Source organism: Mesorhizobium sp. YR577 (assembly GCF_900116595.1).
Taxonomy (GTDB): Bacteria; Pseudomonadota; Alphaproteobacteria; order Rhizobiales; family Rhizobiaceae; genus Mesorhizobium_M.
In genome coordinates, this window is sequence record NZ_FPBI01000001.1 from 490,695 (window position 1) to 515,032 (window position 24,338).

A 24,338-nucleotide genomic window follows, 5' to 3' on the forward strand; every position below is an offset into this window, starting at 1 on the left:
GGGCTTTATTCCGAGCCCACCAGCCGTCGCGGTTCGCGTTCGGGCAGAAGCTCGCCGGATATCTGTGTGACGTTTTCAGAGGGGCGTGTGTCCGCCTGCTCGACCTCGCGCAGCCATTCGCGCCAGATCGCAACCAGCAGCGCCATCAGCACCGGACCGATGAACAGGCCGAGGAAACCCATTGTCTTCACGCCGCCGATCAGGCCGAAGAAGGTCGGCAGGAAGGGCAGCTTGATCGGCCCGCCGACGAGTTTGGGCCGCAGCGTCTTGTCGACGATGAACAGCTCGATCGCGCCCCAGGCAAACAGGCTGATGCCGGCAATGGGCGAGCCGCGCGCCACCAGATAGGCCGAGACAAGCGTGAACGACAGCGGCGCGCCGCCCGGTATCAACGCCATGACGCCGGTCAGCACGCCGAGCGTCACCGGCGAGGGCACGCCGGCGATCCAGTAGGCGATGCCCAGTACGACGCCTTCGCCGATGGCGATCAGCGTCATGCCGGTCACCGTCGAGCTGATGGTTGCCGGCACCACGCCGGAAATCCGCTCCCAGCGCGTCGGCAATATGCGTTCGCCGAGCCGGCCGATCTGGGCTGCGAAACTCTCGCCGTCGCGATAGACGAAGAACAGCGCAATCAGCATGAAAAGCAGCGTCAAAAGCAGGTTGAACGCCCCACCGCCGGCGGCCAGAACGCCGCGATAGATGCTGCCGATATTGGCGCCGCTGATGATCTGGATAAGTTCGCCAATCGCGCCGGGATGGCCGATATAGCGCGTCCATTGCTGGTCGAACCATTCGCCTGCGATGGGCAGGGCGACTATCCAGGCGGGTGTCGGCGCGCCGTGCTTGTTGGTCTCGACGGCCCAGCCGAACCATTCCCGCACCTCGTTGACGGTGTAGGTTCCGGCCAGCACGATCGGCACGACGAGGAAGGTGACGATGAACAGGATCGCCAGCGTGGCTGCGACTGTCCTGTTGCCGGAAACGGCGTCGAGAAGCCTGCGGTAGAGCGGCCAGCTCGCAAAGGCGATCACCAGCGCCGCCAGAACCGGCACCAGGAAACCGTTGAAGAAATAGATGCCGGCGGCGACGATCAGCACCAGCAGCCAGCGCGCCGCCGTCAGCGGCGGGATCAACGGAATGCGCGAGGGCGTGGAAAGGCCAAGCAGGCGTGGTTCCCGTCTGGACGTTCCGTATTCCGGGTCGCTCAAAAGCTTTTTCTCCTGCGGCAATGGCGCATCTTCATCTTCGTAACCCTTTTGGGTGGAGAGCACCAAGCGTTTTCGCGCGGGCGTCAGCATTTGCCAATCGCGCCTTGGCGATTCGCCGATGTCAGTGCGACCGTAGTCGGAGAATCGTACGTGGTTGTGACAAGCACTGTCGGGCGCGAGGCAAAGAGCGTGAACAGTGGGCTAAGCTGGATTTTATCCTATTCCGCAATGCTCTGAGATGAAACAATGCGCTCCTGTGCCTCCTTAGCGCTTGCAGCTTTCAGCAGGCCTGCCCAGTTATCGGGCGGATTGCCGTCGTCAAGCATGCCTTTGAACACGGCATAGGCGTCCGTCTTTGAACCGTAGGTTCTAAGTGTGGTTTCGTCGTTGACCCAAGCAAAGATGATGACCTTCGCATCACTGTTGTAACGGAAGAAGAGGCGAAATCGCTGGCCGCCGAACTTCGCCCGGAACCAATGCTTGCGATTGTCACCCAGCGTCCCACCTTGCCGATAGATCGCGCGCGTTGGATCGGCTGGAATCGTCTTGAATACCAGATCCGCTAAAGCCGCTAGCAGCTTGGCGTTAGCGGTCTTCTGGTAGTTTTTCGGCTCCTTGGCCTTCGCTCGTTCCACTGCTGAAGTGAGCTTCTCCAGTTGATCGAGGAACAGAGGATGCGCGAGGATGCTCCAGCCATTGACTGCCAGCATGATCTAGAGGTCGATTTCGCCATCGATCGGCGACTCGAGGTCAACCGTCATGCCTTTCGTCAAGCCGGCAATCCGGTCAACCAAAGCGGGTGCAAGGCCCGCGAGCGCCTGCGGATTCTTCTCTATGTCTCTGGCGAGAAAGGCAAGGAAGCTGTCGATTGCCGGATCGGATTCCTCCGTATCCGCGCGCTGCACCGATACGCCGTGTTCGTCGACGCTGAAAACAATCTGGCCGCCATAGTCTACGCCAAGCACCTGACGAACGGATTTCGGCACCGTCGTCTGGCCCTTTGCCGTGATTGTACTAACTTCCTTAAACAGAGCGGTCATGGATACCTCCAATGCCAGCAATGTAATGAAAAATCCTTACCATATCAAGGGAGGTCGTCATAGCGGCGGTGAGGTGCAGCTATAAGAGGCTAACAAAGCAGCCCCTACAGCCGCAGCAAGAACACCGCCTGCTGGCAAACGAATTCCAGAACCACCACGGCAACGAGAAGCCGATCGTGTCGTCCGCTTGGCCTCGCGGAGCATGACATGTCAGCTGGCTACGCCCCTCCAACATCTTCCAGATTGAAAGACGTCGTCTGATAGACCTGGTTGATCCAGTTGCCGAAGAGCAGGTGGGCGTGCGAGCGCCAGCGGTTGAGCGGCGGGCGGGCGGGGTCGTTGTCGGGGTAATAGCCGTGCGGGACTTCGATCGGCGTGCCGGCGGCGACGTCGCGGTCGTATTCGTCCTTGAGCGAGGTGGAATCGTATTCGATGTGGTTGAACATATAGAGCCGGTTGCCGGCCGTTTCAGCCAGCAGGCATGCGCCGGTCGCGTCCGATTCCATCAGCAGGTCGAGGCCCGTGTCCGCTTTTATGTCGGCGCTGCGCACCTCCGTCCAGCGGGAAACGGGGATGGCGAAATCGTCCGAAAAGCCGGCGAGATAAGGCGAGGCGGGCGCATGGTTGCGATGGCGGAAGACGCCGAAGGCCTTCTTGTCGAGCGTGTATTTGGGAACCTGGTGGAAATGCCAGGCGGCGGCCATCGCCCCCCAGCAGATGAAGAAGGAGGAATGGACGTTGGTCGCCGTCCAATCGAGGATACGCTGGAGCTCGTTCCAGTAGGTGACATCTTCGAAGTCCAGCAACTCTATCGGCGCGCCGGTGATGATGAAACCGTCGAACTTGCGGTGCCTGACTTCCTCCCAGGTCCGGTAGAAGGAAATCAGATGCTCCTCGGGCGTATTCTTTGCCACATGATTGCCGATGCGCACCAGCGTCAGCTCCACCTGAAGCGGCGAGGCGCCGATCAGCCGCGCGAACTGCGTTTCCGTGCGGATCTTGTTGGGCATGAGGTTGAGCAGGGCGATCTGCAGCGGACGGATGTCCTGGCGCAGCGCCGTGCGCTCGTCCATCACGGACACGCCTTCGCGTACAAGCACCTCACGGGCGGGGAGCTGATCGGGAATCTTGATCGGCATCGCACAAACTCCAAAACAAAAAAGACCGGCGGCGAAATCGCTACCGGTCCGAACGAATTGAGTCGTTATCGGTCCCTTTAGCGACTTATTTAACGTGGCTGCAAGCCGACCGGCCAAATCACCACGGAACGTGACAGTCTTTTACGACTGCGCCGGAGCGCCGTCAACGGGCAAGCTTTTTCTCGACAAGCGCACCGGCGACTTGTATTTCGCTTGCGTCTCGAAATTCCCCAAAAACCCGGACAATTCCCGCGATGACGAAAGCCAATGAGCCCAGCCGCCCCCAGCCGAAACCCGGCGTCATGGACATTGCGGCTTATATCCCCGGCAAGAGTGCTGCGCCGGCGGGGGTCACCAAGGTCTACAAGCTGTCGTCCAACGAGAACCCGCTCGGTGCATCGCCGGCAGCGATCGAAGCGGTGCGCGAGGTCGCGGGCAAGCTCGAATTCTATCCCGACGGCTCGGCTTCGAAGCTGCGCCAGGCGATTGCCGAGGCGCATGGCTTGAACCCGGCCAACATCGTCTGCTCCAACGGCTCCGACGAGATCATCGGCCTGCTCGCCCAGACCTATCTTCAGCCGGGTGACGAGGGCGTCTACACCGAGCACGGTTTTCTCGTCTACCAGAACTACATCAAGGCTGCCGGTGCTGTGCCGGTGGTGGCGAAGGAGACCGATGAGCGCGCCGATGTCGACGCCATCCTCGCCGTTGTGACGCCGAAGACGAAGGTCGTGTTCCTCGCCAATCCGAACAATCCGACCGGCACCTACATTCCGTTCGAAGAGGTGCGCCGCCTGCACGCGGCCCTGCCCAAGAACGTGCTCTTGGTGCTGGATGCGGCCTACGCCGAATATGTGCGCCGCAACGATTACGAGGCGGGCGTCGAGCTCGTGGCCGGCGCGCAGAACGTCGTCATGACCCGCACCTTCTCCAAGATCCACGGCCTTGGTGGCGCGCGCATCGGCTGGGTCTATGCGCCCACGCACATCATTGAGGCGATGGAGCGCATGCGCGGGCCGTTCAACGTCAATGCCGTTGCCATCGCGGCCGGCGTGGCGGCGATGGGCGACCGCGCCCATGTCGAGCGCACGGTGGCGCATAACGAGAAGTGGCTCGGCTGGCTGAGCGAAGAGCTTTCCGGGCTCGGCCTGAGGGTCACGCCCAGCGTCGGCAATTTCGTGCTGATCCATTTCCCGGACGATGCCAGGCATTCGGCGGCAGCGGCGGACGATTATCTGAGTGCGCGGGGCTATATCCTGCGGCGCGTTGCCGGCTACGGTTTTCCCAACGCGCTGCGGATGACAGTCGGAACCGAAGACGCCAATCGCGGCGTAGTCGCCGCACTCACCGAATTCCTGAAAAGTTGAAGAAATGTCCGAACCCCTATTTGAAAAGATAGCCCTTGTCGGCATCGGCCTCATCGGCTCGTCGCTGGCGCGCGTCATCCGCCGCGAGAACCTTGCCGGCCACGTTTCCATCGCCACCCGCAGCCCTGAAACACTCGCCCGCGCCGAGGAACTGAAGCTCGGCGACAGCTACACCACCAGCGCTGCCGAGGCCGTGAAGGATGCCGATCTCGTCATCATCTCGGTGCCGGTCGGCTCCTCCGGCGCGGTCGCTGCCGAAATCGCACCCGCGCTGAAGGCTGGCGCGATCGTCACCGATGTCGGCTCGACCAAGGGCTCGGTGATTGCGCAGATGGCCCCGCATATGCCGGCCAATGTGCATTTCATTCCCGGCCACCCGCTGGCGGGCACGGAAAAATCCGGTCCCGATGCCGGCTTTGCCGACCTGTTCGAAAACCGCTGGTGCATCTTCACGCCGCTGCCGGGCACCGACCCGGAAGCGCTCGAAAAGCTGTCGGAGTTCTGGCGGCGCTGCGGCTCCAACATCGACACGATGGACCCCGAGCATCACGACATGGTGCTGGCGATCGTCTCGCATTTGCCGCACATCATCGCCTACAACATCGTCGGTACGGCGGACGATCTGGAGGCGGTCACCAAGTCGGAAGTGATCAAGTATTCAGCGTCCGGTTTCCGCGACTTCACCCGCCTTGCCGCCTCGGACCCGACCATGTGGCGCGACGTGTGCCTGCACAATAAGGACGCGATCCTGGAAATGCTGGCGCGGTTCTCGGAAGACCTGGCGTCGCTGCAGCGGGCGATCCGCTGGGGCGATGGCGAAAAGTTGTTCGACATGTTCACGCGCACCCGTGCCGTGCGCCGTTCGATCATCGAGGCCGGCCAGGAAATCGACGCGCCTGACTTCGGCCGTCAGGCGATCGAGCATCCAGCCAAAACGTCGTAAAGGCGCGCCGCGTTACTTCAGCGGCGGGACGTTCCCGAGCTTGATGAAGCCAAATGAAGCCCTGCCCTTGCTGATCTTCAGGGGCAGGGACGGCGCACTGCCGAGCATGGAAAGAGCTGCAAACCCCTGCTGAATCTGCTCGCTCTTTTCCGGGATCGCCTCGCTGAGCGCCATCGCCAACCCCTGCGGGTCGCGGACGGTGAGCTTGAACTGCGCATCCAGCAACCCGTCTTCGCCCACCGAGAAGGGTCCGCTCAGGGAGAGGCCGGCCGTTTCGCTGGTGGAAAGATCAAGCGAGCGGATCGTGCCGGACTGGCCGCGCAGCGACTGGGCTTTCTGGGCGATAAGCGTCACGCCGTTCTTGACGGTGAGGTCGGTGTCGCCTGAGAGCAGGGGCAGGGTTCTGCCCTCGACCAGCGAGGAATCCAGCGCCAGTCCGGCGAAGCTGCCGGCGAGGTCGAGGTCCTGGCCATTCGGGCGCACATGGCCTTCGAATGTATCGGCGGCGAGCAGAGGGGCGCCGGCATCAGTCGCCGCCTTCAGCATCTTGCCTTCCACCGAAACGCGTTCCGGCAAAGGCTGCGCCAGACGCACGCTGGCGCGCAGATTGTCCCAGGTCAGCGCAAGCGGCTGGCTCTGGGGCACATCGATGCGCGCGGGGCTGTCGATTTCAGCAATCAGGTGGGTCGGATCGTAGATCTGGCCCGCCGAGCGGAAGTTGCCCGCCGAAACGCTGACGCCGCGGCCGGCATCTTCGAAGGCGACGCGATCGCAGAAAAGGCCGAGGCGGAAAGGATAGCCGCGTGCTACCGGATTGGTGCATTCGGCAACCATGCCGTCGCGGTTCAGCGAGGCGATCTCCGCCTTGGCCTTGGCCTCGACCTTGCCGGCCAGATAAAACCAGCCGACGCTGTAGCCGCCGAACAGCAGCACGACGAAGGCCGCCAGCCAGAGGATGCGGCGGTTGTAGTTCGGCTTCGAAAGTTCGGTTGCAGTCATTGGCGCGTCGATCCCTTTATCTGCGCACTATCTTTTCCGGTCCATGTGACATGTGAGCAAAAAGCGGCTTCCCTTTTTGCCATCATGCTCTACCCATGACCCGAAGCGCAGTGCTTCGATTACGACTTGGCTTGGCGATATGGGCGATTTTTGGGTTTTTGGCTATGGCTCGCTGATCTGGCGGCCCGGTTTTGCACATACGGAGACCAGACGCGCCCATCTTTATGGCTATCGTCGCTCGCTTTGTGTCCGCTCTTTCGTTCATCGCGGCACGCCTCAGCGTCCCGGCCTGGTGCTTGGCCTCGACCGCGGAGGTTCCTGTGTCGGGCTCGCCTTTCGCGTGCCGGGCGAATTGCGCGACGAAGTGATCGCCTATCTGCGCGAGCGCGAGCTGGTCACGAATGTCTATCTTGAACGCACGCAAACCGTGCGTCTTGATGGCGGCGAGAAGGTCGACGCTGTCTGCTACGTCGTCGACCGCGCGCATGAACAATATGCCGGCAATCTCGACGAGGCCGAGGCGGCGAGGATCGTTCTGGGCGCGGTCGGCCAGTCGGGCGCGAACGAGGATTATGTGCTGAGCACGCTGGAGCATCTGGAAGCCCTCGGCATCAGGGATCACTGGCTGGAGGATGTCGGGCGTCGGCTGGCCGTTTGACCGGCATGCTCGCATTTATGTGAGGATAAAAAAGGCCTTCCGGGTTTGAACCTGCCTGCTGCAAGGTTTAGCTTTCAGGGATGGCCGTGCGGTTCTCGCGCTGGCCCGGAAATCACGGAGTATCGATCTTGCAAAAACGTCGCCTTGGTCGCACGGACCTTTCAATCGCGCCGCTGGTTTTCGGCGGCAATGTCTTTGGCTGGACCGCTGACGAAAAGACCTCCTTCGACTTGCTCGACCGATTCACGGATGCGGGGCTGAACACCATCGACACGGCCGATGTCTATTCGCGTTGGGTGCCCGGCAATTCGGGCGGCGACTCCGAAACGATCATCGGCAAGTGGATGAAGGCGCGCGGCAACCGCGACAAGGTCGTTGTGATCACCAAGGTCGGCGCGGATATGGGGCAGGGCAAGCGCGATCTCTCGGCTGGCTATATCGAGAAGGCGGTCGATGCATCGCTGAAGCGGCTCCAGACCGACGTCATCGACCTTTATCTTTCGCACTGGCCCGACGATGCGACACCCTATGAGGAGACGCTCGGCGCATACCAGAAGCTTATCGCTGCCGGAAAAGTCCGCCATATCGGCGCATCGAACCTCGACGCCGAGCAGCTTGGCGAGGCCCTGAAAGTCTCGAAGGAAAAGAACCTGCCGCGCTACGATGTGCTGCAGCCGGAATACAATCTCTACGACCGCCCGAGCTATGACGGCGCGTTGCGTGATCTTTGTATGGCCGAGGATATCGGCGTCATCACCTATTACAGCCTCGCCAGCGGCTTCCTCTCCGGCAAGTACCGCAGCGAAGCCGACCTCGCCAAAAGCGCGCGCGGCGGTGGTGTGAAGAAATATCTCGATGCGCGGGGCCTGGGCATCCTTGCTGCACTGGACGCCGTTTCGGCCCGCCATTCGGCCACGCCGGCCGAGGTGGCCTTGGCGTGGATCATCGCCCGCCCGGGCGTCACCGCGCCGATTGCCAGCGCAACTTCCGTGGCGCAAGTCGACAGCCTGATCAAGTCGGTGTCGCTGAAGCTCGACCAGACCGATATTGCAGAACTGGATAAGGCCAGCGCCTAAACCTCGACGCCCAGCTCCTTCAGCCGCTTCACCGCCGTTGGCGGCAGAGCCGGCGGGTTGGGCGAGGTCGCGGCCTCGATCAGATACTGGTCGCAGGCCGCTTCCGTTTCGCTGATCAGGCTGCGCATGAATTCTTCCTTGCTTAAGCCCGGCGGGATCGGCGGCAGGTATCGCGCCTTTATCGTGCCGGGATAGCGCATGAACTTGCGGCGCGGCCAATAGAGCCCGGCCACATGCGCCACCGGCACGACCGGCACGCCAAGCTGGTTGTAGAGCTCGACGATGCCCCATTTATAGGCCGGCTCGTCGCCGGGCGCGCGCCGCGTGCCTTCCGGATAGATGATCAACTGGCGGGGGTTGCGCGCCATTTCCGCCTTGGTGGCGGCAACGACGGCTTTCAGCGCCTTGGAGCGGCTGCCGCGATTGACCGGGATCATCCGCATCTTGAGGATGTACCAGCCGAAGAACGGTATCCAGGTCAGCTCGCGCTTCAGGATGTAGAGGCCGTCGGGAATGTCCGGGAGGAAGGCGATGGCGTCCCAGAAGGACTGGTGCTTGGGCGCCAATATGTAGGAGCCCTCCGGCAGGTTTTCCTGGCCGGTGATCTCGCTTTTCGTGCCGGCGATCTTGTCCTGCAGCCACAGGCTGGTGCGGCTCCAGAATTTCGGCACGAACCAGGCGCGGTGACGCGGCGACAGGAAATAGTACGGCGTCCAGAAAATCATCTGGACGATCAGATTGGCGTAGAAGAGGACGTTGAACGCCAGCGAGCGGATTTGGACCATGGGTGAAAGCCTGAGGAGGATGTCAGCGCTGGTTACACCAACTGCCCGGAAAAGGAAAACCGGACAGGCCGGTTATCTCCAAAGTGCCTAGTTCGTCGCCCTGGTGGAAGCTTCGACCAGCACCACGCCGTCCGGCGTCGAGCGCAGCGGCACCACCGTGCGGGCAAGGGCGCCGAGATATTTGGTGTATTCGGTGAACAGCACGCGCACAGCCTCAGGCTTGGTCATCCAGGTGCCATTGTCCAGCCGCGTGTTGACGACCGGATAGGGTTTCAGGTTAGCCTTGTCGATGAACCGCCCCATTTCGAGCAGGCTGCGCGGCATGTGGTAATTGTTGGTGACGAGGATGACGCTGCCATATTCATGGCTCTCGACCCATTTGGCGCTTTCCTCGGCATTGCCGATCGTGTCCATGGCCGCATAATCAATGTCGACGCAGCAGGAAAACAGCGTCTTGTCGCCACCTGTTGCCGCCTGGAGCGACTTGCGCCCCGCCGCCGGATTGACGCCGCTGATGAGCAGGCGCTGGCCCTTGCCCGACTTGAGCAGGTCGAGTGCTGCATCGATGCGCGACTGCCCGCCGGTGAGCACGATGATGGCGTCCGCGCTGGGTGGGTTCGCAGGCGTGCTCAGGCGGCTTACATAGTCGGCGAACCAGCCAAAACCGGCGGCAAAGACGACACCGGCGGCAACGGTTGCGAAGGCTGCGGCACGCAGAAATCTGGCAAAACGGCTCGACGGCTTGCGCCGGGGCGCAGGCATGAATGCCGGCGGAGTGCCGCCAACCGTCCGATCCGTTCCGAATCCGTCCATGCCGCTATGGTCAGCTTTCATTAGCGTCTGTGCAAATGCCGCATTTGCACATTGCGTTACATCGCGTTGCCAATCGTGATTGCCAGATCCGGAGGTCGCAATCGCTACGTTTCTGCGCATTCTAGCCTCCATCCGGATGGCTGACGTCGATGTCATTGAGATAGGCCACGACCGTCACATGTGAAGTGGCGGCGGTGAGCGCCCCGATGATGAGGACGACCAGCGCCACGCCGCCATAACCGGCGGCCCCTATGGAAAAATTGCCGAACAGGGCGGTCGCCTGGTCGGCCTGGGGGGTGGCCAGATTGCGCGACGACCAGAACCAGAAAAAGATGAAGACGATCATTGCCGCTATTCCTCCGGCAGCCGCCCCCTTCATGCCGGTCAGCAGGAAGTGCGTGCGGAACTGGCTGGCGATGAAGCCGGCCTCCGCGCCGACGAAATGAAGGACCTCGATGATGTGTCCGTTGCCGGCCATGGCGCCGCGCGTGGCGAAGACCACCGTCAGCACCGTCGCCGACAGCATCAGCACCAGCACGGCCATGCCGAGCGTCACCGTGGTGCGGGCCATGGCGACCAGCCGGTCGACCCAGGTGCGGTGATCGTCCAGCGTCGCGCTCGGCACGTCCGGCTGCAGCATCTGGCGCATGGCGGCGAAATCGGGCGGATTGTTCTCGTCGATGGTGACGATCACCAGCCGCGGGACCGGCAGTTCGTCGATGTTCAAGCCGGAGCCGAGCCACGGCTCGAGAAGCCGCGCGGTTGCCTCGCGGTCGACGATCTTGGTGCTGCGCACGCCGGCAAAGCCGCTGGCGATGCGGGCGGCGTTGGCAAGGGCGGCGTCCATGTCCAGCCCATCGACCGGCTTGATCTGGATCGTCGCTTCGCGCGCGATCTGGTTTTCCCAGATCGACGCCGTGTCGCGAACCAGCGTGACCGCACCGAGCGTCAGGCAGGACAGGAAGGTCATGATGGCGATGACGAAGACAAGCGCACGCCCGGCGATGTTCTGCGGCGGCACGATCGGCGCTGTCTTGCGCTGGGCGCGGACCGGGCGGGCGATCGTCTCCTCTTCGTAGTTGCCGTCGGTGGCCTGATGCAGCTCAGTCATAGATATCGAGCCTTCCATTGGCCAGAATCATGCGCCGCGCGTCGACCTGCTCCATCAGGCCGAGATCATGGGTTGCGATGACCACGGCCGTTCCCAGCCGGTTCAATTCGATGAAAAGCCGAAGCAGCCGCCGCGCCAGCGGCGGGTCGACATTGCCGGTCGGCTCGTCGGCCAGCAGGATTTCCGGCTGCTCGATCAGCGCGCGGGCAATCGCGGCGCGCTGTTTCTCGCCGCCCGACAGGACCGGCGGCAGCACATGCATGCGCTCGCCGAGCCCGACCCATTTCAACAGCTCGGTCACGTCGTTGCGGTAGCTTGCCTCCTCGCGGCCGCGCACGCGCAGGGGCAGGGCGACATTCTCATAGGTCGTCATGTGGTCGAGCAGGCGGAAATCCTGGAACACCACGCCGATGCGCCGGCGCAGCAGCGGCAGTTCCTGGCGCGAGATGCGCGAACGATCCTTGCCGAAGACCGAGATCAGCCCGCGCGTCGGCTTCAGCGACAGGAACAGCAGGCGAAGCAGCGTCGTCTTGCCGGCACCCGAAGGCCCGCTCAGGAACTGGAACGAGCGCTCCGGGAGCTGGAAGGTGATGTCGCGGAGAATCTCCGGACCCATCCCGTATCGCAGGCCGACATTCTCGAAGCGGATCAAGTGTAAAAACCTTGGGTGTTGCGGGCCGTCATCGCGGCCAGTTCATCAAAAAGACCATCGGCTTGTATGGTTAACCCTTGGTTAATTTTCACGTCAAATCCGGCCCTGATTCGCCCACGGTTGCGAAGCATTAACCAATTCCGTTTACCTCCGGAATCGGGGAAGTTCGAAAGGATAGCCCATCCGCTATGGCAGAGGGTCGCACCGCACGCCCGGTTTCCGGCGAAATCATGACGGGCGCCTCAGTCGAGGCAGCCATTGCATGGCCTGTGCAGGACGCTGCCGACGTGGTCGATGCCGACTACGAGCTTGTTTCACCACCACGCCACGCACCCGTTGCGCCTGAAGCCGAGCCTGCAGTCTTCGCGCCCGCATCTGCGCCGGTCGATGGCATGGGAATGCTGCTGCGCGATCCGGCGCAGCCGACAGCCGGCCGGCTGGCATCGCGCGGCGGACCGATCTTCTGGGTTTTTGGCCTCGGTCTCGCGGCTGGAGCCTTCTGGGTTTCCGGCGGGCATGAGCTGGTGCGGCAGGCATCGTTCCTCAGCACTGCGCAGGCTGCCCCCGGCTTCACCATTTCCGGCGTCACCTCGCGGATCGACACGATCGGCGCGCGGCCTGTTCTGTTCGTCGATGGCCAGGCCTCGAACAGCGGCAATATGGCAGCGCCCTTGCCGCCGCTGGAGATCCACGTCACCGGCACCGACGGCCAAATCGCGCGTTACAAGCTGGGGACAGCGGACAAGCCGTTGGCTCCCGGTGGCAGATTTACCTTTTCGAGCCGGCTCGAGGTGCCTAAGAACGGGGTAAGGACCGTTTCGGTCGCCTTCGGAGATTAAACATGCCGGTTGTCCGCGACAAGGAAATCGAAGTGCTGTTCAGCGCCTCGACCATCGCCCGACGCAATCTCGAACTTGCCAAGGAGATTGCCGCGCACGACTACACCGATCTGCTCGTCATTTCGGTGCTGAAGGGCTCGTTCATTTTCGCGGCGGACCTGATCCGCGCCATGCACGATGTCGGCCTGTCGCCGGAAGTCGAGTTCATTTTCATTTCCAGCTATGGCGCGGGCACGACCAGCGGCGAGGTGCGGGTGCTGCGCGACATCGACAATGAGGTGAAGGGCCGCGACGTTCTCCTCATCGACGATATTCTGGAATCGGGCAAGACGCTGTCCTTCACCCGCGAGCTGATGCTGTCGCGCGGCGCGAAAAGCTGCTCCATCGCCGTGCTGCTGGACAAGCGCATGCGCCGCAAGACTGCGCTCGATGCGGATTATGTCGGCTTCGACTGCCCCGATTACTTCGTCGTCGGCTATGGCATGGACGTCGCCCACGCCTTCCGCGAACTGCCCTTCGTCGGCGTCGTCAAGGGCGACGCCTGAGGCCGTGGCCTCCGTCACGCTCTACGGCTACCAGTACAGCGTCTACCTGCGCATCGTGCGCATGGCGCTCCTGGAGAAGGGCGTTTCCTGGACGCATGTCGAGATCGACCCCTTCGCCGAAACGATCGCGCCGGACTATCTCGCGCTGCATCCCTTCGGCCGTGTGCCAACGCTGAAGCATGGCGATTTCGTGCTCTACGAGACCACCGCGATTACCCGTTACGTCGACGAGGTCTTTGCCGGGAAGCCGCTTCAGCCTTCCGACGTCAGAGCCCGGGCGAGGATGAACCAGATCATCGCCATCGCCGATTCCTATGGCTACTGGCCGATGGTTCGGCAGGTGTTTTCGCAGCGGGTCTTCAACGCAGCGCTTGGCCGAACGCCGGACGAGACGGCGATTGCCGATGGGCTCGCCGCTTCGCGCAAGGTGCTGGCCGCGCTTGAACCGCTGGCCGAGTGCGAGCGTTTTCTGGTCGGTAGCGCCTTGAGCCTTGCCGACCTGCATCTTGGTGCGATGGTCGCCTATTTTGCCGCTGCGCCGGAAGGCGATGCCGCCTTGGCGGATTTCCCGCGGTTCAGCGCGTGGTGGGCCGTCATGAAGGACCGGCGTTCGATGGCCGAGACGGATCCCGGCCTTCCCCGAGCCTGACGCTTATTTCCGCTTCGGCACAAACACCGAGAGCGCCTTCGGCCTGATGCGGAAATGTGCCGGCGTGGTCGTGCACAATTCGCCGTCGGTGTTGACCGGGCGCGGGCTGCTGGTGAGGATCGTCACTTCCGTCGTCTGGAAGGCGCGCACATCGTCCCAGCGCCCTTGCGTGCCGCGCCTCAGGCTCGGCAGCAGCCTCAGCAGCCGCCACCAATGGTCGACTTCGAGGCTGTAGAAATCGAGCTTGCCGTCGTCGGCGGTCGCGGTTTCCTCCACCGTCATGCCGCCGCCATAGTGCTTTCCGTTGCCGACGGAAATCTGCAAGGTCCTGATCTTCTCGGTCGTGCCGTCATGGTCGAGATGGGCGCTGAACAGTCTCGACCGGGCGAGCAGCCGCGCCGCCACGATGCCGTAGCCGAGCTTGCCCCAGCGCTTCTTGGCCTCTTCGCTTAGATCGGCCGCAAGCTCGGCGCTGAAGCCGATGCTGGCGACATTGAAGAACAGGTGGCCATTGACCTCGCCGAGATCGATCGGCGCGAGCAGGCCCTGCGCGATCACTTCGGCCGCCTTGACCGGATCGGGCGGAATGCCGACGGTGCGCGCAAAATCGTTCGCGGTGCCGAGCGGCAGCACGCCAAGCGGCAGCTTGAGGTCGACCAGGGCGGGGGCTGCGGCGTTCAGCGTGCCGTCGCCGCCACCGACGATGACCAGGTCGCATCCCGGTGCCTGCTTGCGGATGAGTTCGTCTATCGGCTGGCCCTTGCCGGCGGTCATGTCGACGACCTCGATGCCGGACGCCTTGAACACGTCGAGCGCGGGCGCGATGGTTTCCCCGCCGCGCCTGGCCTTGGGATTGACGACAAGCAGGGCGCGCTTCGTCGCTTTGGTTTTTTTCGGCAAGGGGTTCGGCCTCATCTGGTCGAGTGCGGTTCACGCCAGATAGGGCGGCGACAAGGCTAATTAAAGTCTCGACCCCGCGCGATGGCCGCTTTTCCTGTGCCGAGCCATCCGGCGATCAGGCGGGTGCCCGCGCTCCCAGTCGTGCATTGAGCGCGAAAAGACCGGCGCCGATGATCAATGCCGCGCCCATTATGGTCGCAGCCTGCGGCACCTCGGCGAAGAAGACAAAACCCCACAAGGGCGCCCAGAGGATGCCGGTATATTCGAAGGTCGCGACGATGTTGGCCGGCGCCAGCCTGTAGGCCTGCGACAGCAGGATCATGCCAGCCGAAGCAATGAAGCCGCAGGATGCCATCAGCAGGAAATCACTGAGCGTCGGCCATATCCAAGGGCGCACGAGAAACTTGAGGCTCGGATGGGTGACGTTTTCCACGCCGATGGTCTGGAACAGGAAACCGAGGACGGCGGCGCCGATGAGGTAGGCGCCATTCTGGTAAAAGCTCATGACGGTCGAGGATTCCGCCGAGCCGAGCTTTCGCGCCATCAGCTGCGAAAAACCGTAGAGCCCGGCCGAAAGCAGCGAAAGCATCGCCGCCCATTCGAACACGCCCTGTCCGGGGCGGACCATTACCAGCACGCCGATCAGTCCGACGACGGCAGTAACCGCGCTCGGCCACGAAATGTGCTCGCCGAGATAGGGGCGGGCCAGCATGATGATGAACAGCGGTGCCATGAAATAGAGCGCGACCGCGTCGGCCAGCGGCAGCGCCGCCAGTGCCAGATAATAGGCGGTGTAGGAGGTGAACAGGATCGCCGCGCGCAGGCCGAGCAGACGATAGTTCGGCGAGATCAGCGCCCTCAGCCCGACATCCTTGTGGACGATGATGAGCAGGATCGGCAGCGAGACGATGGACCGGATCGCCATCACTTCCATCAGCGGATAGCGGCCGGAAACGGCCTTGATGACCGGGTCCTGCAGCGAAAACACCATTACGCCGAGGCAGAGTGAGATGATGCCGAGTAGGATACGGTTCTGCATGGCGTTCACGGCTTTCGATGCGACGTTAAAACCGTTCGGCATCCGGACAAAAAGAACCCGCGGCCCCTGTTTTGGGACTACGGGTGAGTGAGGACTTTTTGCCCGGCCGGGTCGATTGTTGCCGACTCGGCTCATGCATTTCGGTTTCGTCTGTGATTATCGCCGTCCGATTGACATGTTTCAAACGAATTGGAATGATGCCAGCCATGAGAAATGCTTATGGCTGGCAGTCATGACGATCCATCTTGACAGTGACCTTCTGCGCACCTTCGTCGCGGTGGCCGAAACCGGCAATTTCACCAAGGCCGCCGACACCGTCAGCCGCACGCAGTCGGCCGTGTCGATGCAGATCAAGAAGCTTGAAGCGATGATCGGCGAGGTGCTGTTCGAGCGCGGCTCGCGTGGCGTGGCGCTGACGCGCAAGGGCCAGGACCTGATCGTCAACGCCCGCCGCATCGTCTCGCTGCTCGATGAGACGGCAGCGTCGATGCGGTCGGAAGCGCTCGACGGTCCGGTCCGCATCGGCATCCCCGAGGAATACAGCTATTCGATCCTGTCGCGGGCGCTGAGCGCGTTTGCCAAGATGCATCCCAAGGTCGAGATTACGGTCAAATATGCGCATTCCGCCTCGCAGATGGTGGCGCTCGAAGCGGGCGAACTCGACCTTGCCGTCGTGTTCGAATGGCAGGATTTTTCCGACGGCGAGGTGCTGATGCGCGACCCGACGGTGTGGGTGACGTCGAACCTGCATCTGCTGCACGAGGAAACGCCGCTGCCGGTAGCACTCTACAGCCGCGCCGGGTGGTGCAAGGATTTCGCGCTCAGGTCGCTGGAGGATCGCGGGCTGCCCTACCGCGTCGCCTATACCAGCGACACGACAAGCGGGTTGAAGCTCGCCGTGGCGTCCGGGCTGGCGATTGCACCGGTGTCGCGTTCCAACATTCCGCCTGATTGCCGCGAACTGACGGCTGCCGACGGTTTCGGCGATATCGATGCCTCGAACGTGGTGCTCCACCGCGCACCGGGAGCAACCAGCGAGGCGATAAACGGCATGGCCGACGCCATTCGCGAGGCGTTCTTCTCGCAACTGACGATCACCGTGCCGCCGCCCGGCGCGTGATATGCTGACATGGCTCCTGACAAGAAGCTGTCAGGAGAGGGATGCTAGAAACCCCTCATTCAACGAGATGAGGAGGAAACGATGCTGAAATTCTACCACGCGCCCTGGTCGCGCTCCTCGGGCGTTCATTGGCTTCTAGAGGAACTCGGCGTGCCCTACGAGACGGAGATCATCGATATCCGCGCTCCCGGCGGCGTGCCCGAAAGTTACCGCGCCATACAGCCCAACAAGAAGGTGCCGGCGATCGATCATGACGGCACGATCGTCACCGAGCGTGCTGCCATCTGCATCTATCTCAGCGATACCTTTCCGCAGGCCGGGCTCGCGCCCGCGATTGGTGACAAGGCGCGGGCGACGTGGCTGACCTGGCTTGTCTATTCCGATTCGGTTTTCGACCCGGCAATCGCCGCGAAGGCACAAGGATGGACATATAACAGCAACAGCTTCTCCTTCGGGGCCTATGACGACATGGTCCGGCATCTGGAAAAGACGCTGTCGTCGCGGCCTTACATTGCCGGAGACAGGTTCACGGCTGCCGACACCCAGATCGGCAGCGGAATCTATTTCGTCACGAACATTCTCAAGGCTTTTCCCGACAAGCCGGTTTTCCGCGACTATCTGGCGAGGCTGCAGGAAAGGCCGGCCTATCAGCGCTACCTCGCGAAGGATGCTGCGGCTACGCCACGCGGCGCATCTTGAAGCGCTCGGTTTAAGGGATGCGGACCGCGTCTCAGCGCATTTCGAGCAGGCGCTCGAGATAGTTCCGTTCCAGCTCGGGGCTGAGCGCGTTGCCGAGCCGCTTGCGGATGGCATCGAGAATCTGGCGCGCGCGCTGCACGTCGATCTCGTCCGGCACCTTGACCGAATTGCCGAAATCCGGGCCGGTGGTGGCGCGCGGCCGGCCGAGCGGGTCGCGGTCGGCATTCTGCTGGCGCCCGCCTTCCTCGCTGCCGCCTTCGTCGCCCTGCATGGCCTGCTGCATCTGCTGCATCATGTCCTGCGCGCCCTTGCGCAGCGCTTCGAGCGCACGGCCCTGTTCGCCGACGGCGCGTTCGCCTTCGCCCTTGCCAAGCGCGCCTTCGGCCTCGCCCATAGCATCGCCGGCCTCGCCAAAACCTTCGCCCGGCTGGATACCGAGGCCTTCGAGCCCCTTGGTCAGACCCTGAAGGTCCTTCTGCAACTGGCCTTGGCCTTCCTGCAACTGCTTCAGCGCATCGGCAAATTCTTCCGGCGTCATCGGACGGCCCTGATTGCCTTGACCCTGCCCCTGCTGGCCCTGACCTTGCTGGCCCGGTTCGCCCTGCTGGCCTTGCTGACCCTGTCCCTGTTGACCTTGCTGGCCCTGCTGCTCGCCGGATTGCTCTCCGCGCTGCATCTGGTCCATGCGGAAGGTCTCGTTCATCATCTCTTGCTGGCGCCGCATGATCTCGCCCAGCTTGTCCATCTGCTGGCGCATCTCGCTCTGGTCGCCTTGCTGGCCGGGCTGCTGCTGGCGGCCCGCCTGCAGGTTGTTCATCATGTTCTCAAGCTGGGACAGAAGCTCCTGCGCCTGATCGCGGTTGCCTGATTTGGCCAGATTCTCGATCTGGTCCATCATGCGCTCCAGGTCGCTCTGGCGCAGTTCCTGCCCGTTCTGCGGCATCTGCTGCTGGGCCATGTTCGGATCGCGCTTGGCCCGCTCAGCGAATTCGCGCAGGAAGTCGTTCATCGCCTGGCGCAGCTCTTTCATGAGCTTGTCGATCTCTTCGTCGCTGGCGCCGTTCTGAAGCGCCTGCTTCAAGGCCTCCTGCGCCTGGCGCAGGCGTTTTTCAGCCGACGAAAGCGCGCCGTCCTCGATCGCCAGCGCCATCTCCCAGAAATAGTCGGCGGCTGCGCGCAGCTGGTCGTCGTTCTCTGCCAGCTTCAACTGCGTGCTGCCGACCATCAGGCCGAGGAAGTTGGCCATGTTCCGGATCGTGTCTTCGGGCCGCAGCGTAATGGCGTCGATCAGCTCCAGCACATAGGGCTTCTTGTTCGTGTCGAGCGAGAAGATGCGCCGCTGTTCGACAACGGCCTTGGCGAGCGGGTTGGAGAAGGGCCGCTCCGGCAGCACCAGCGTCTTGGTTTCGCTGACGGCTTCCTGCCCGGCGTCGTCCGTCGCCTTCAGCGTCAGCTTGACCGTGCTGCCGGCCCAGACATGGTCGGTCAGGTCGCGCGATACCTTGGCGGCAGCCGTGCCGCTGCCGCGGCGAGGCACCGTCAGCGGCATTTCGGGGGCCTTGTAGAGCGGATGCGCATCCTTGGCCTGCTCGTCGGCCAGCGCGAATTCGGCCTTGGCGGAGGCCGCGCCATAGTCGTCGACGATCTCGTAATTGAGTTCCAGCGCGCCATTGACCGCGCGCTTGGGCTCGCCGACGAAACGGATCACCGGCGGCTTGTCGGGGATGACGGCGAAGGTCCAGCTTTGCAGCTCCTTCTCGCCCGATTTCAGGCTGAGCACGCCGTCCTGGTCGAGCTTGCCGGCAAATTGGCGTGCCACTGCCGGCGCGCCGGCGGCAATCGGCTTGGCCGGCGCGGGTGCTGCACCGGCCTTCGGCTCGATGTCGCGGGTGGTACCGCCGGAATCGGCGTAGGAAAGCGCCTCGTCGCCGGCACCGCCGGTCACGCGCAGCGAAACTTCACTGCCCTGCGGCACGGTGAAGGTGGGGTTCTGCCGGTTTGCGTCGGCGGTCAGGAACACCGGCGCCTTGCCGGTGTAGGCAGGCGGCGTCACCCAGGCATCGACGCGTGGCGGGATGGTCTCGGCTATCGCGCCGGCTTGAAAGGCATCGCCCAGGTGTCCGCCGAGCGGGCCATAGGAGAAGGCGAAGGCGGTGACGAACAGCAGCGCGGCTGCCGCGCGCAGGCCCCACGGGTCGCGCTCCGGCACGCGGGTGCGCGGCAGGTCGCTGCCAACATCGCCAAGGCTTTCGGCCATGCGCTTCTGGTGCTCGCGCCACAGCGCCTGCGAAAACTCGCTGACCTTGCCGCTCGGCCGGTCGGTCTGCACCAGCACCGGCGTATGCGGCAGCTCATTCGCCGCTTCGATGCGACGGTCGATCTCGGCGGCGGAAGGACGGCGGAAGAAGCGCAGCGGATAGAGCGCTGCCACGCCTGCAATGGCGAACAAAGCCAGCAGGCCGAAGCGCGGCACATCAGGCAGGAGACGGAAGACGCCGAACCAGGAAAGGCTGAGGAACAGGCTGACGACGACAAGCAGCGGCAATGCCAGGGGCCAGCCGCGTTCCACCATCATCGCGGCCAGCGTGGTGAACCGGGCGCGGCCAAGGCGCCGGGCGAAACTCTGTGCGCTGTTCGTTGCCGGTGTTTCCGCCATCAACCTTTCCAAACGAGACTCGCGCCGCATGCGCGATCTCCATGAAAAGAATAGCAGCAAACACGGCAAAGACGAGGCATGGTACGAAATCGTGATCGGCGGGCTTTTCCGCGCCGATCACAGCGCGATCGCGTCAGAGCCAGTCCGGCACCGAATCGAGGCCGATCAGCTCGTCATAGCTCTGGCGCGGGCGGATGACATGGAAAGCATCGCCATTGACCAGCACTTCCGGCACCAGAAGCCTGGTGTTGTAGGTGCCTGCCTGCACCGCGCCATAGGCGCCGGCCGTGCCGACGGCGATCAGGTCGCCGGCCTTCATGCGCGGCAGATCGCGGTCGAGGCCGAGAAAATCGCCGGTTTCGCAGACCGGGCCGACGATATCGACGTTCATGCGCGGCGTGTCTGCGGGTGGCTGCACCACCGGGCGGATGTCGTGGAAGGCATCGTAGAGTGTGGGGCGAATCAGGTCGTTCATCGCCGCATCGACGATCAGGAAGTTCTTGGCGTCGCCTTCCTTCACGTAGATCACTTCGGAGACGAGGATGCCGGCATTGCCGACGATCAGCCGTCCCGGCTCGAACATCACCTTCAGCCCGAGCTTGGTGACGTGCTTCTTGACGATCGCCGCATAGGCGTCCGGAAGCGGCGGCGGTGAGTTGTCGGTCTTGTAGGGAATGCCGAGGCCGCCGCCGAGATCGACATGCTCGATGGCGTGGCCGTCGGCCTTCAGCATGCCGACCAGCTCGACCAGCAGCGCGAAGGCATCGTCGAAAGGCTGCAGCTCGGTGATCTGGCTGCCGATATGCATATCGATGCCGACGACCTTCAAGCCGGGCAGTTGGGCGGCGCGGGCATAGACCTCGCGCGCCCGCTGGCGCGGTATGCCGAACTTGTTTTCGGCCAGGCCGGTCGAGATCTTCTTGTGGGTCTTGGCATCGACGTCCGGGTTGATGCGCAGCGAGATCGGCGCGACCTTGCCGGCAGCGACGGCGCGCGCCGAAAGCAGCTCCAGTTCCGGCTCGGACTCGACGTTGAAGCAGAGGATGTCGGCTGCCAGCGCGAAATCCATTTCCCGCGCCGTCTTGCCGACGCCGGAGAACAGGATCTTCCTGCCGGGAATGCCCGCAGCCAAGGCGCGGCGCAACTCGCCTTCCGAAACCACGTCGGCTCCTGCGCCAAGCTTCGCCAGCGTCGTCAGTACGGCCTGGTTGGAATTGGCCTTCAGCGCGTAGCAGACGAGGCTGTCGAGGCTGGCAAAGGCCTCGCTGAACACGCGGTAGTGACGGGTCAGCGTCGCGGTGGAATAGCAATAGAACGGCGTACCAACGGCAGCGGCGATAGCAGGCAGGGACACGTCCTCGGCATGGAGCACGCCGTCGCGATAGTCGAAATGGTTCACTGGTTTGGTCCGGTCAGAGCAGCTTGTCGAGGAGGAAGGGCTTGTCCGCCACCGGTTTCTGCGGCTCCGGCGGCAGCGGCTGCTCATTGGCCTTCTGCGCGTCCTTGCGGGCCTGCACGGCAGCTTCATAAGGCGTGTCGAGCCCCGACTTGCGCCCGCAGGCCGAAACTGCGCCGATCGCGGCCAGAAGCACGAGCGTGGTGAGAAGTCTGCTGCCGGTCATCCTGTCATCCGTCCGTGAGAAATACGTTGCCTGCTTCTAGCGAAATTCTTTGGGCTTTGCACCCCGGCAAATCAAGCGGCTAAAAGTTCACCAGGGCTGAAACAGGATATTCTAGACCTGGGCCACAGCCACGATTACGTGAGCCTGAATTTTGGCGGCAACCGCGCCGCTGCCATGCCTGTCGGCAATCGCGGATGCGGCGTAGTCGGTTGCAGCTTCCAGTTTTCCCGCGTCCCTGGCCTCGATTTCGCTGCGAAGGACAGTTCCCTGGCAATAGGCAACGGCCGGAATGCGTGGTGAGGATGCACGGCTTAGTTCGGCTCTCGTCTCGATCACCACGTTGGAGAAACCTGCGTCCTCCAGTTCGCTGCGGATGAGTGCCGTATCGTGGTAGCCATGCGGCGTGCGTGCCAGAAAGCGCGGCGGATCGTTCGGAAAAATCTCTGCCAGAGCATTGGTCACCTCATCGGCAAATACATTCTCCTCGATGCGATCCCATACGTTGAACAGGAAATGTCCGCCGGGCTTTAGGACGCGCCTGGCTTCGCGGTAGGCAGATGCGCGGTCGGGAAAGAACATCGCGCCGAACTGGCAACAAACGAGATCGAAGGCCGCATTTTCAAACGGCAGCGCCAAGGCATCCGCCTGGCGCCATTCGATGCGGCTGTCGGGGCCTTGTCGCGAAGCGGCGTGGTCGAGCATCGGCTGATTGAGGTCGGTAACGACATAGCTTGCCCCGGGCGACAGTTTTGGCGCCAATGCGCGGGTGACGACCCCGGTGCCCGCAGCGGTTTCCAGAACCGCGCTCGGCGACAAGGACGCTGCCCGCCGTGCAAGATCTGCGGCGAACGGCTCGAAAATCAACGGCACCATATAGCGGTCGTAGTTTTCCGGAATCGAGCCGGCGAATACCTTGTCGGTTTCCAACATAGCTATCACCCGCCGTCCGTTTGATGGCTCGCGAGACCAGCTTGAAATCCATCATACCAGTCGTGGCGGGTTGATAATAGCGCCCGGGCGCATGATCGAAGCTCCCAAACGGGAGCCTCGAACCACGCGCTACGTCCTCACGCCTTGGCGATGCGCTTCTTCCAGTAGCGGATCTGGCGGCGCACCTCGGCGGGCGCGGTGCCGCCGAAGGAGGTGCGGCTCTTCACCGAGTTCTGCACCGAAAGCACCGAGAAGATATCGTCGGTGATGCCGTCGTGGATCGACTGAAGGTCTTCCAGCGTCAGCTTCTCCAACCCGACCTTCTTGCCTTCCGCCAGCGCCACGGCGCGGCCGGTCACGTGATGGGCCTCGCGGAAGGGCAGGTTAAGCGTGCGCACCAACCAGTCGGCAAGGTCGGTCGCGGTCGAATAGCCGGAACCGGCGGCCTTCTTCATCGCGGCCTCGTTCACCTGCATGTCGCCGACCATGCCGGTCATCGCAGCCAGCATCAGGTCGAGCGTTTCGGCGGCGTCGAAGACGGCTTCCTTGTCTTCCTGCATGTCCTTCGAATAGGTCAGCGGCAGGCCCTTCATCACCGTCAGAAGGCCGATCAGGTGGCCGTTGACGCGGCCGGTCTTGGCCCGCACCAGTTCGGCGGCATCGGGGTTCTTCTTCTGCGGCATGATCGAGGAGCCGGTCGAAAAGCTGTCGGACAGCCGAACGAAGCCGAATTGCGGCGTCGACCAGATGACGATCTCTTCGGCCAGACGCGACAGATGGGTCGCCGAGATCGCGGCGATGGCCAAAAACTCCAGCGCGTAGTCGCGGTCGGAAACGCTATCCAGCGAGTTCCGTGTCGGCTCGCGGAAGCCGAGCGCCTTTGCGGTGCGGAAGCGGTCGATCGGGAAGCCTGTGCCAGCAAGGGCTGCTGCACCGAGCGGGCTCTCGTCCATGCGCTCGATGGCATCGCGAACGCGCGACAGATCGCGGGCAAACATCTCGACATAGGCCATGCAGTGATGGCCGAAGGTCACCGGCTGCGCCGTCTGCAGGTGGGTGAAGCCGGGCATGACGGTGGCTGCATGTTCCTCGGCGCGCTTGAGGAAAGCTTCGATCAGCCCCTTCAGCGCTTCGGCTACACGATGGAACTCGTCCTTGACCCACAGCCGGAAGTCCACCGCCACCTGATCGTTGCGCGAACGCGCCGTATGCAGGCGGCCGGCGGCAGGGCCGATCAGCTCGGAAAGACGCGCCTCGACATTCATGTGAATGTCTTCCAGACGGGTCGAGAACTCGAACTTGCCGCTCTCGATTTCTTTCAAAATCGTGTTCAGGCCGTGAGCGATTTTTTCTTGATCTTTCTCCTCAATGATGCCCGTTTCCGCGAGCATTTCGGAGTGGGCGATCGAGCCGCGGATGTCCTGCGCGTAGAGCTTTTTGTCGAAGCCGATGGAGGCGTTGATCGCCTCCATGATCGCCGCGGGCCCCGAGGCAAATCGTCCGCCCCACATCGCGTTGCTGGCCTTCTTGTCGCTCATCGTGATA

Annotated in this window: 26 protein-coding genes and 1 riboswitch; of the genes, 9 read left to right on the forward strand and 17 right to left on the reverse strand. The window is 63.0% G+C overall.

All coding sequences use genetic code 11. The annotated features are described in order from the left end of the window. Positions 1-5: 5 nt before the first annotated feature. From BM413_RS02510 to metA, 4 genes are all read right to left on the reverse strand, one after another. On the reverse strand, positions 6-1,211 hold the full coding sequence (locus tag BM413_RS02510; RefSeq protein ID WP_244537731.1) for an AI-2E family transporter: 1,206 nt from the start codon (positions 1,209-1,211) through the stop codon (positions 6-8). Between the two features lie 218 nt (positions 1,212-1,429). Continuing rightward, positions 1,430-1,921 carry a type II toxin-antitoxin system YhaV family toxin gene (locus tag BM413_RS02515; RefSeq protein WP_091909933.1) on the reverse strand — a complete coding sequence of 164 codons (492 nt, stop codon included), beginning with the start codon at positions 1,919-1,921 and terminating at the stop codon, positions 1,430-1,432. Positions 1,922-1,924: 3 nt separating this feature from the next. Beyond that, positions 1,925-2,251 carry a type II toxin-antitoxin system PrlF family antitoxin gene (locus BM413_RS02520; protein ID WP_091909936.1) on the reverse strand — a complete coding sequence of 109 codons (327 nt, stop codon included), beginning with the start codon at positions 2,249-2,251 and terminating at the stop codon, positions 1,925-1,927. 218 nt (positions 2,252-2,469) lie between these two features. Then, a complete protein-coding gene (metA, locus tag BM413_RS02525; RefSeq protein ID WP_091909939.1) occupies positions 2,470-3,390 on the reverse strand; it encodes a homoserine O-acetyltransferase MetA in 921 nt (306 codons plus the stop codon). Positions 3,391-3,446: 56 nt separating this feature from the next. Beyond that, positions 3,447-3,525, reverse strand: a riboswitch (SAM riboswitch). A 119-nt stretch (positions 3,526-3,644) separates the two neighbouring features. On the opposite strand from metA, the gene hisC reads away from it, so the two are divergent. Beyond that, positions 3,645-4,757 (forward strand): histidinol-phosphate transaminase, encoded by a 1,113-nt coding sequence (gene hisC / locus BM413_RS02530; protein ID WP_091909942.1) that lies wholly within the window; start codon positions 3,645-3,647, stop codon positions 4,755-4,757. 4 nt (positions 4,758-4,761) lie between these two features. After that, entirely contained in the window at positions 4,762-5,700 is a 939-nt protein-coding gene (locus tag BM413_RS02535; protein ID WP_091909945.1) for a prephenate/arogenate dehydrogenase family protein, read from the forward strand. 12 nt (positions 5,701-5,712) lie between these two features. Here BM413_RS02535 and BM413_RS02540 read toward each other — a convergent pair whose 3' ends face one another. Continuing rightward, positions 5,713-6,699, reverse strand: coding sequence for a DUF2125 domain-containing protein (locus BM413_RS02540; protein ID WP_091909948.1), 987 nt, complete (start codon positions 6,697-6,699; stop codon positions 5,713-5,715). Between the two features lie 139 nt (positions 6,700-6,838). Here BM413_RS02540 and BM413_RS02545 point away from each other — a divergent pair, with 139 nt between their 5' ends. Both BM413_RS02545 and BM413_RS02550 read left to right on the forward strand, forming a co-directional pair. Next, positions 6,839-7,357: a gamma-glutamylcyclotransferase gene (locus tag BM413_RS02545; protein WP_091909951.1), complete on the forward strand. Its 519-nt coding sequence runs from the start codon at positions 6,839-6,841 to the stop codon at positions 7,355-7,357. 128 nt (positions 7,358-7,485) lie between these two features. Next, complete coding sequence (locus BM413_RS02550; protein WP_091910323.1) at positions 7,486-8,433, forward strand: aldo/keto reductase; 948 nt, start codon at positions 7,486-7,488, stop codon at positions 8,431-8,433. Here BM413_RS02550 and BM413_RS02555 read toward each other — a convergent pair. The 5 genes from BM413_RS02555 to BM413_RS33990 form a co-directional block, all read right to left on the reverse strand. Then, on the reverse strand, positions 8,430-9,218 hold the full coding sequence (locus BM413_RS02555) for a lysophospholipid acyltransferase family protein (RefSeq protein WP_091909954.1): 789 nt from the start codon (positions 9,216-9,218) through the stop codon (positions 8,430-8,432). The two genes, BM413_RS02550 and BM413_RS02555, sit on opposite strands and share 4 nt — an antisense overlap. An 87-nt stretch (positions 9,219-9,305) precedes the next feature. Further along, complete coding sequence (locus BM413_RS02560) at positions 9,306-9,980, reverse strand: YdcF family protein (protein WP_244537719.1); 675 nt, start codon at positions 9,978-9,980, stop codon at positions 9,306-9,308. 172 nt (positions 9,981-10,152) lie between these two features. Then, entirely contained in the window at positions 10,153-11,142 is a 990-nt protein-coding gene (locus tag BM413_RS02565; RefSeq protein WP_091909960.1) for a cell division protein FtsX, read from the reverse strand. Then, positions 11,135-11,794, reverse strand: a complete 660-nt coding sequence (ftsE, locus tag BM413_RS02570; protein ID WP_091909963.1) for a cell division ATP-binding protein FtsE — start codon at positions 11,792-11,794, stop codon at positions 11,135-11,137. The genes BM413_RS02565 and ftsE overlap by 8 nt, the downstream gene beginning before the upstream one ends. Continuing rightward, a complete protein-coding gene (locus tag BM413_RS33990) occupies positions 11,791-11,925 on the reverse strand; it encodes a hypothetical protein (RefSeq protein WP_280141809.1) in 135 nt (44 codons plus the stop codon). Before BM413_RS33990 ends, ftsE begins: the two co-directional genes overlap by 4 nt. 57 nt (positions 11,926-11,982) lie before the next feature. Between BM413_RS33990 and BM413_RS02575 the strand changes: the two genes are divergently transcribed. From BM413_RS02575 to BM413_RS02585, 3 genes are read left to right on the forward strand one after another with little or no spacing between them, the layout of a single operon-like run. After that, positions 11,983-12,633 (forward strand): hypothetical protein, encoded by a 651-nt coding sequence (locus tag BM413_RS02575; RefSeq protein ID WP_091909965.1) that lies wholly within the window; start codon positions 11,983-11,985, stop codon positions 12,631-12,633. Between the two features lie 2 nt (positions 12,634-12,635). Beyond that, a complete protein-coding gene (hpt, locus tag BM413_RS02580; RefSeq protein WP_091909967.1) occupies positions 12,636-13,178 on the forward strand; it encodes a hypoxanthine phosphoribosyltransferase in 543 nt (180 codons plus the stop codon). Positions 13,179-13,182: 4 nt separating this feature from the next. Continuing rightward, positions 13,183-13,827 (forward strand): glutathione S-transferase family protein, encoded by a 645-nt coding sequence (locus BM413_RS02585; RefSeq protein ID WP_244537720.1) that lies wholly within the window; start codon positions 13,183-13,185, stop codon positions 13,825-13,827. A gap of 3 nt (positions 13,828-13,830) precedes the next feature. Here the strand turns inward: BM413_RS02585 and BM413_RS02590 are convergent, their stop codons facing one another. Further along, positions 13,831-14,727 carry a lipid kinase gene (locus tag BM413_RS02590; RefSeq protein WP_244537721.1) on the reverse strand — a complete coding sequence of 299 codons (897 nt, stop codon included), beginning with the start codon at positions 14,725-14,727 and terminating at the stop codon, positions 13,831-13,833. 115 nt (positions 14,728-14,842) lie between these two features. Further along, positions 14,843-15,766, reverse strand: coding sequence for a DMT family transporter (locus BM413_RS02595; protein WP_091910326.1), 924 nt, complete (start codon positions 15,764-15,766; stop codon positions 14,843-14,845). Between the two features lie 232 nt (positions 15,767-15,998). On the opposite strand from BM413_RS02595, the gene BM413_RS02600 reads away from it, so the two are divergent. Both BM413_RS02600 and BM413_RS02605 read left to right on the forward strand, forming a co-directional pair. Further along, complete coding sequence (locus BM413_RS02600) at positions 15,999-16,886, forward strand: LysR substrate-binding domain-containing protein (protein ID WP_091910327.1); 888 nt, start codon at positions 15,999-16,001, stop codon at positions 16,884-16,886. Positions 16,887-16,967: 81 nt separating this feature from the next. Continuing rightward, positions 16,968-17,585 carry a glutathione S-transferase family protein gene (locus tag BM413_RS02605; RefSeq protein WP_091909970.1) on the forward strand — a complete coding sequence of 206 codons (618 nt, stop codon included), beginning with the start codon at positions 16,968-16,970 and terminating at the stop codon, positions 17,583-17,585. Positions 17,586-17,616: 31 nt separating this feature from the next. Here the strand turns inward: BM413_RS02605 and BM413_RS02610 are convergent, their stop codons facing one another. The 5 genes from BM413_RS02610 to argH form a co-directional block, all read right to left on the reverse strand. Beyond that, entirely contained in the window at positions 17,617-20,241 is a 2,625-nt protein-coding gene (locus tag BM413_RS02610; RefSeq protein WP_091909971.1) for a TIGR02302 family protein, read from the reverse strand. Between the two features lie 133 nt (positions 20,242-20,374). After that, positions 20,375-21,640, reverse strand: a complete 1,266-nt coding sequence (gene lysA / locus BM413_RS02615) for a diaminopimelate decarboxylase (RefSeq protein WP_091909975.1) — start codon at positions 21,638-21,640, stop codon at positions 20,375-20,377. Between the two features lie 13 nt (positions 21,641-21,653). After that, positions 21,654-21,863 (reverse strand): lipoprotein, encoded by a 210-nt coding sequence (locus tag BM413_RS02620; RefSeq protein ID WP_091909978.1) that lies wholly within the window; start codon positions 21,861-21,863, stop codon positions 21,654-21,656. 111 nt (positions 21,864-21,974) lie between these two features. After that, positions 21,975-22,793: a class I SAM-dependent methyltransferase gene (locus BM413_RS02625; RefSeq protein ID WP_091909981.1), complete on the reverse strand. Its 819-nt coding sequence runs from the start codon at positions 22,791-22,793 to the stop codon at positions 21,975-21,977. Between the two features lie 137 nt (positions 22,794-22,930). Beyond that, entirely contained in the window at positions 22,931-24,331 is a 1,401-nt protein-coding gene (gene argH, locus BM413_RS02630) for an argininosuccinate lyase (RefSeq protein ID WP_091909984.1), read from the reverse strand. Between the last annotated feature and the right edge of the window lie 7 nt (positions 24,332-24,338).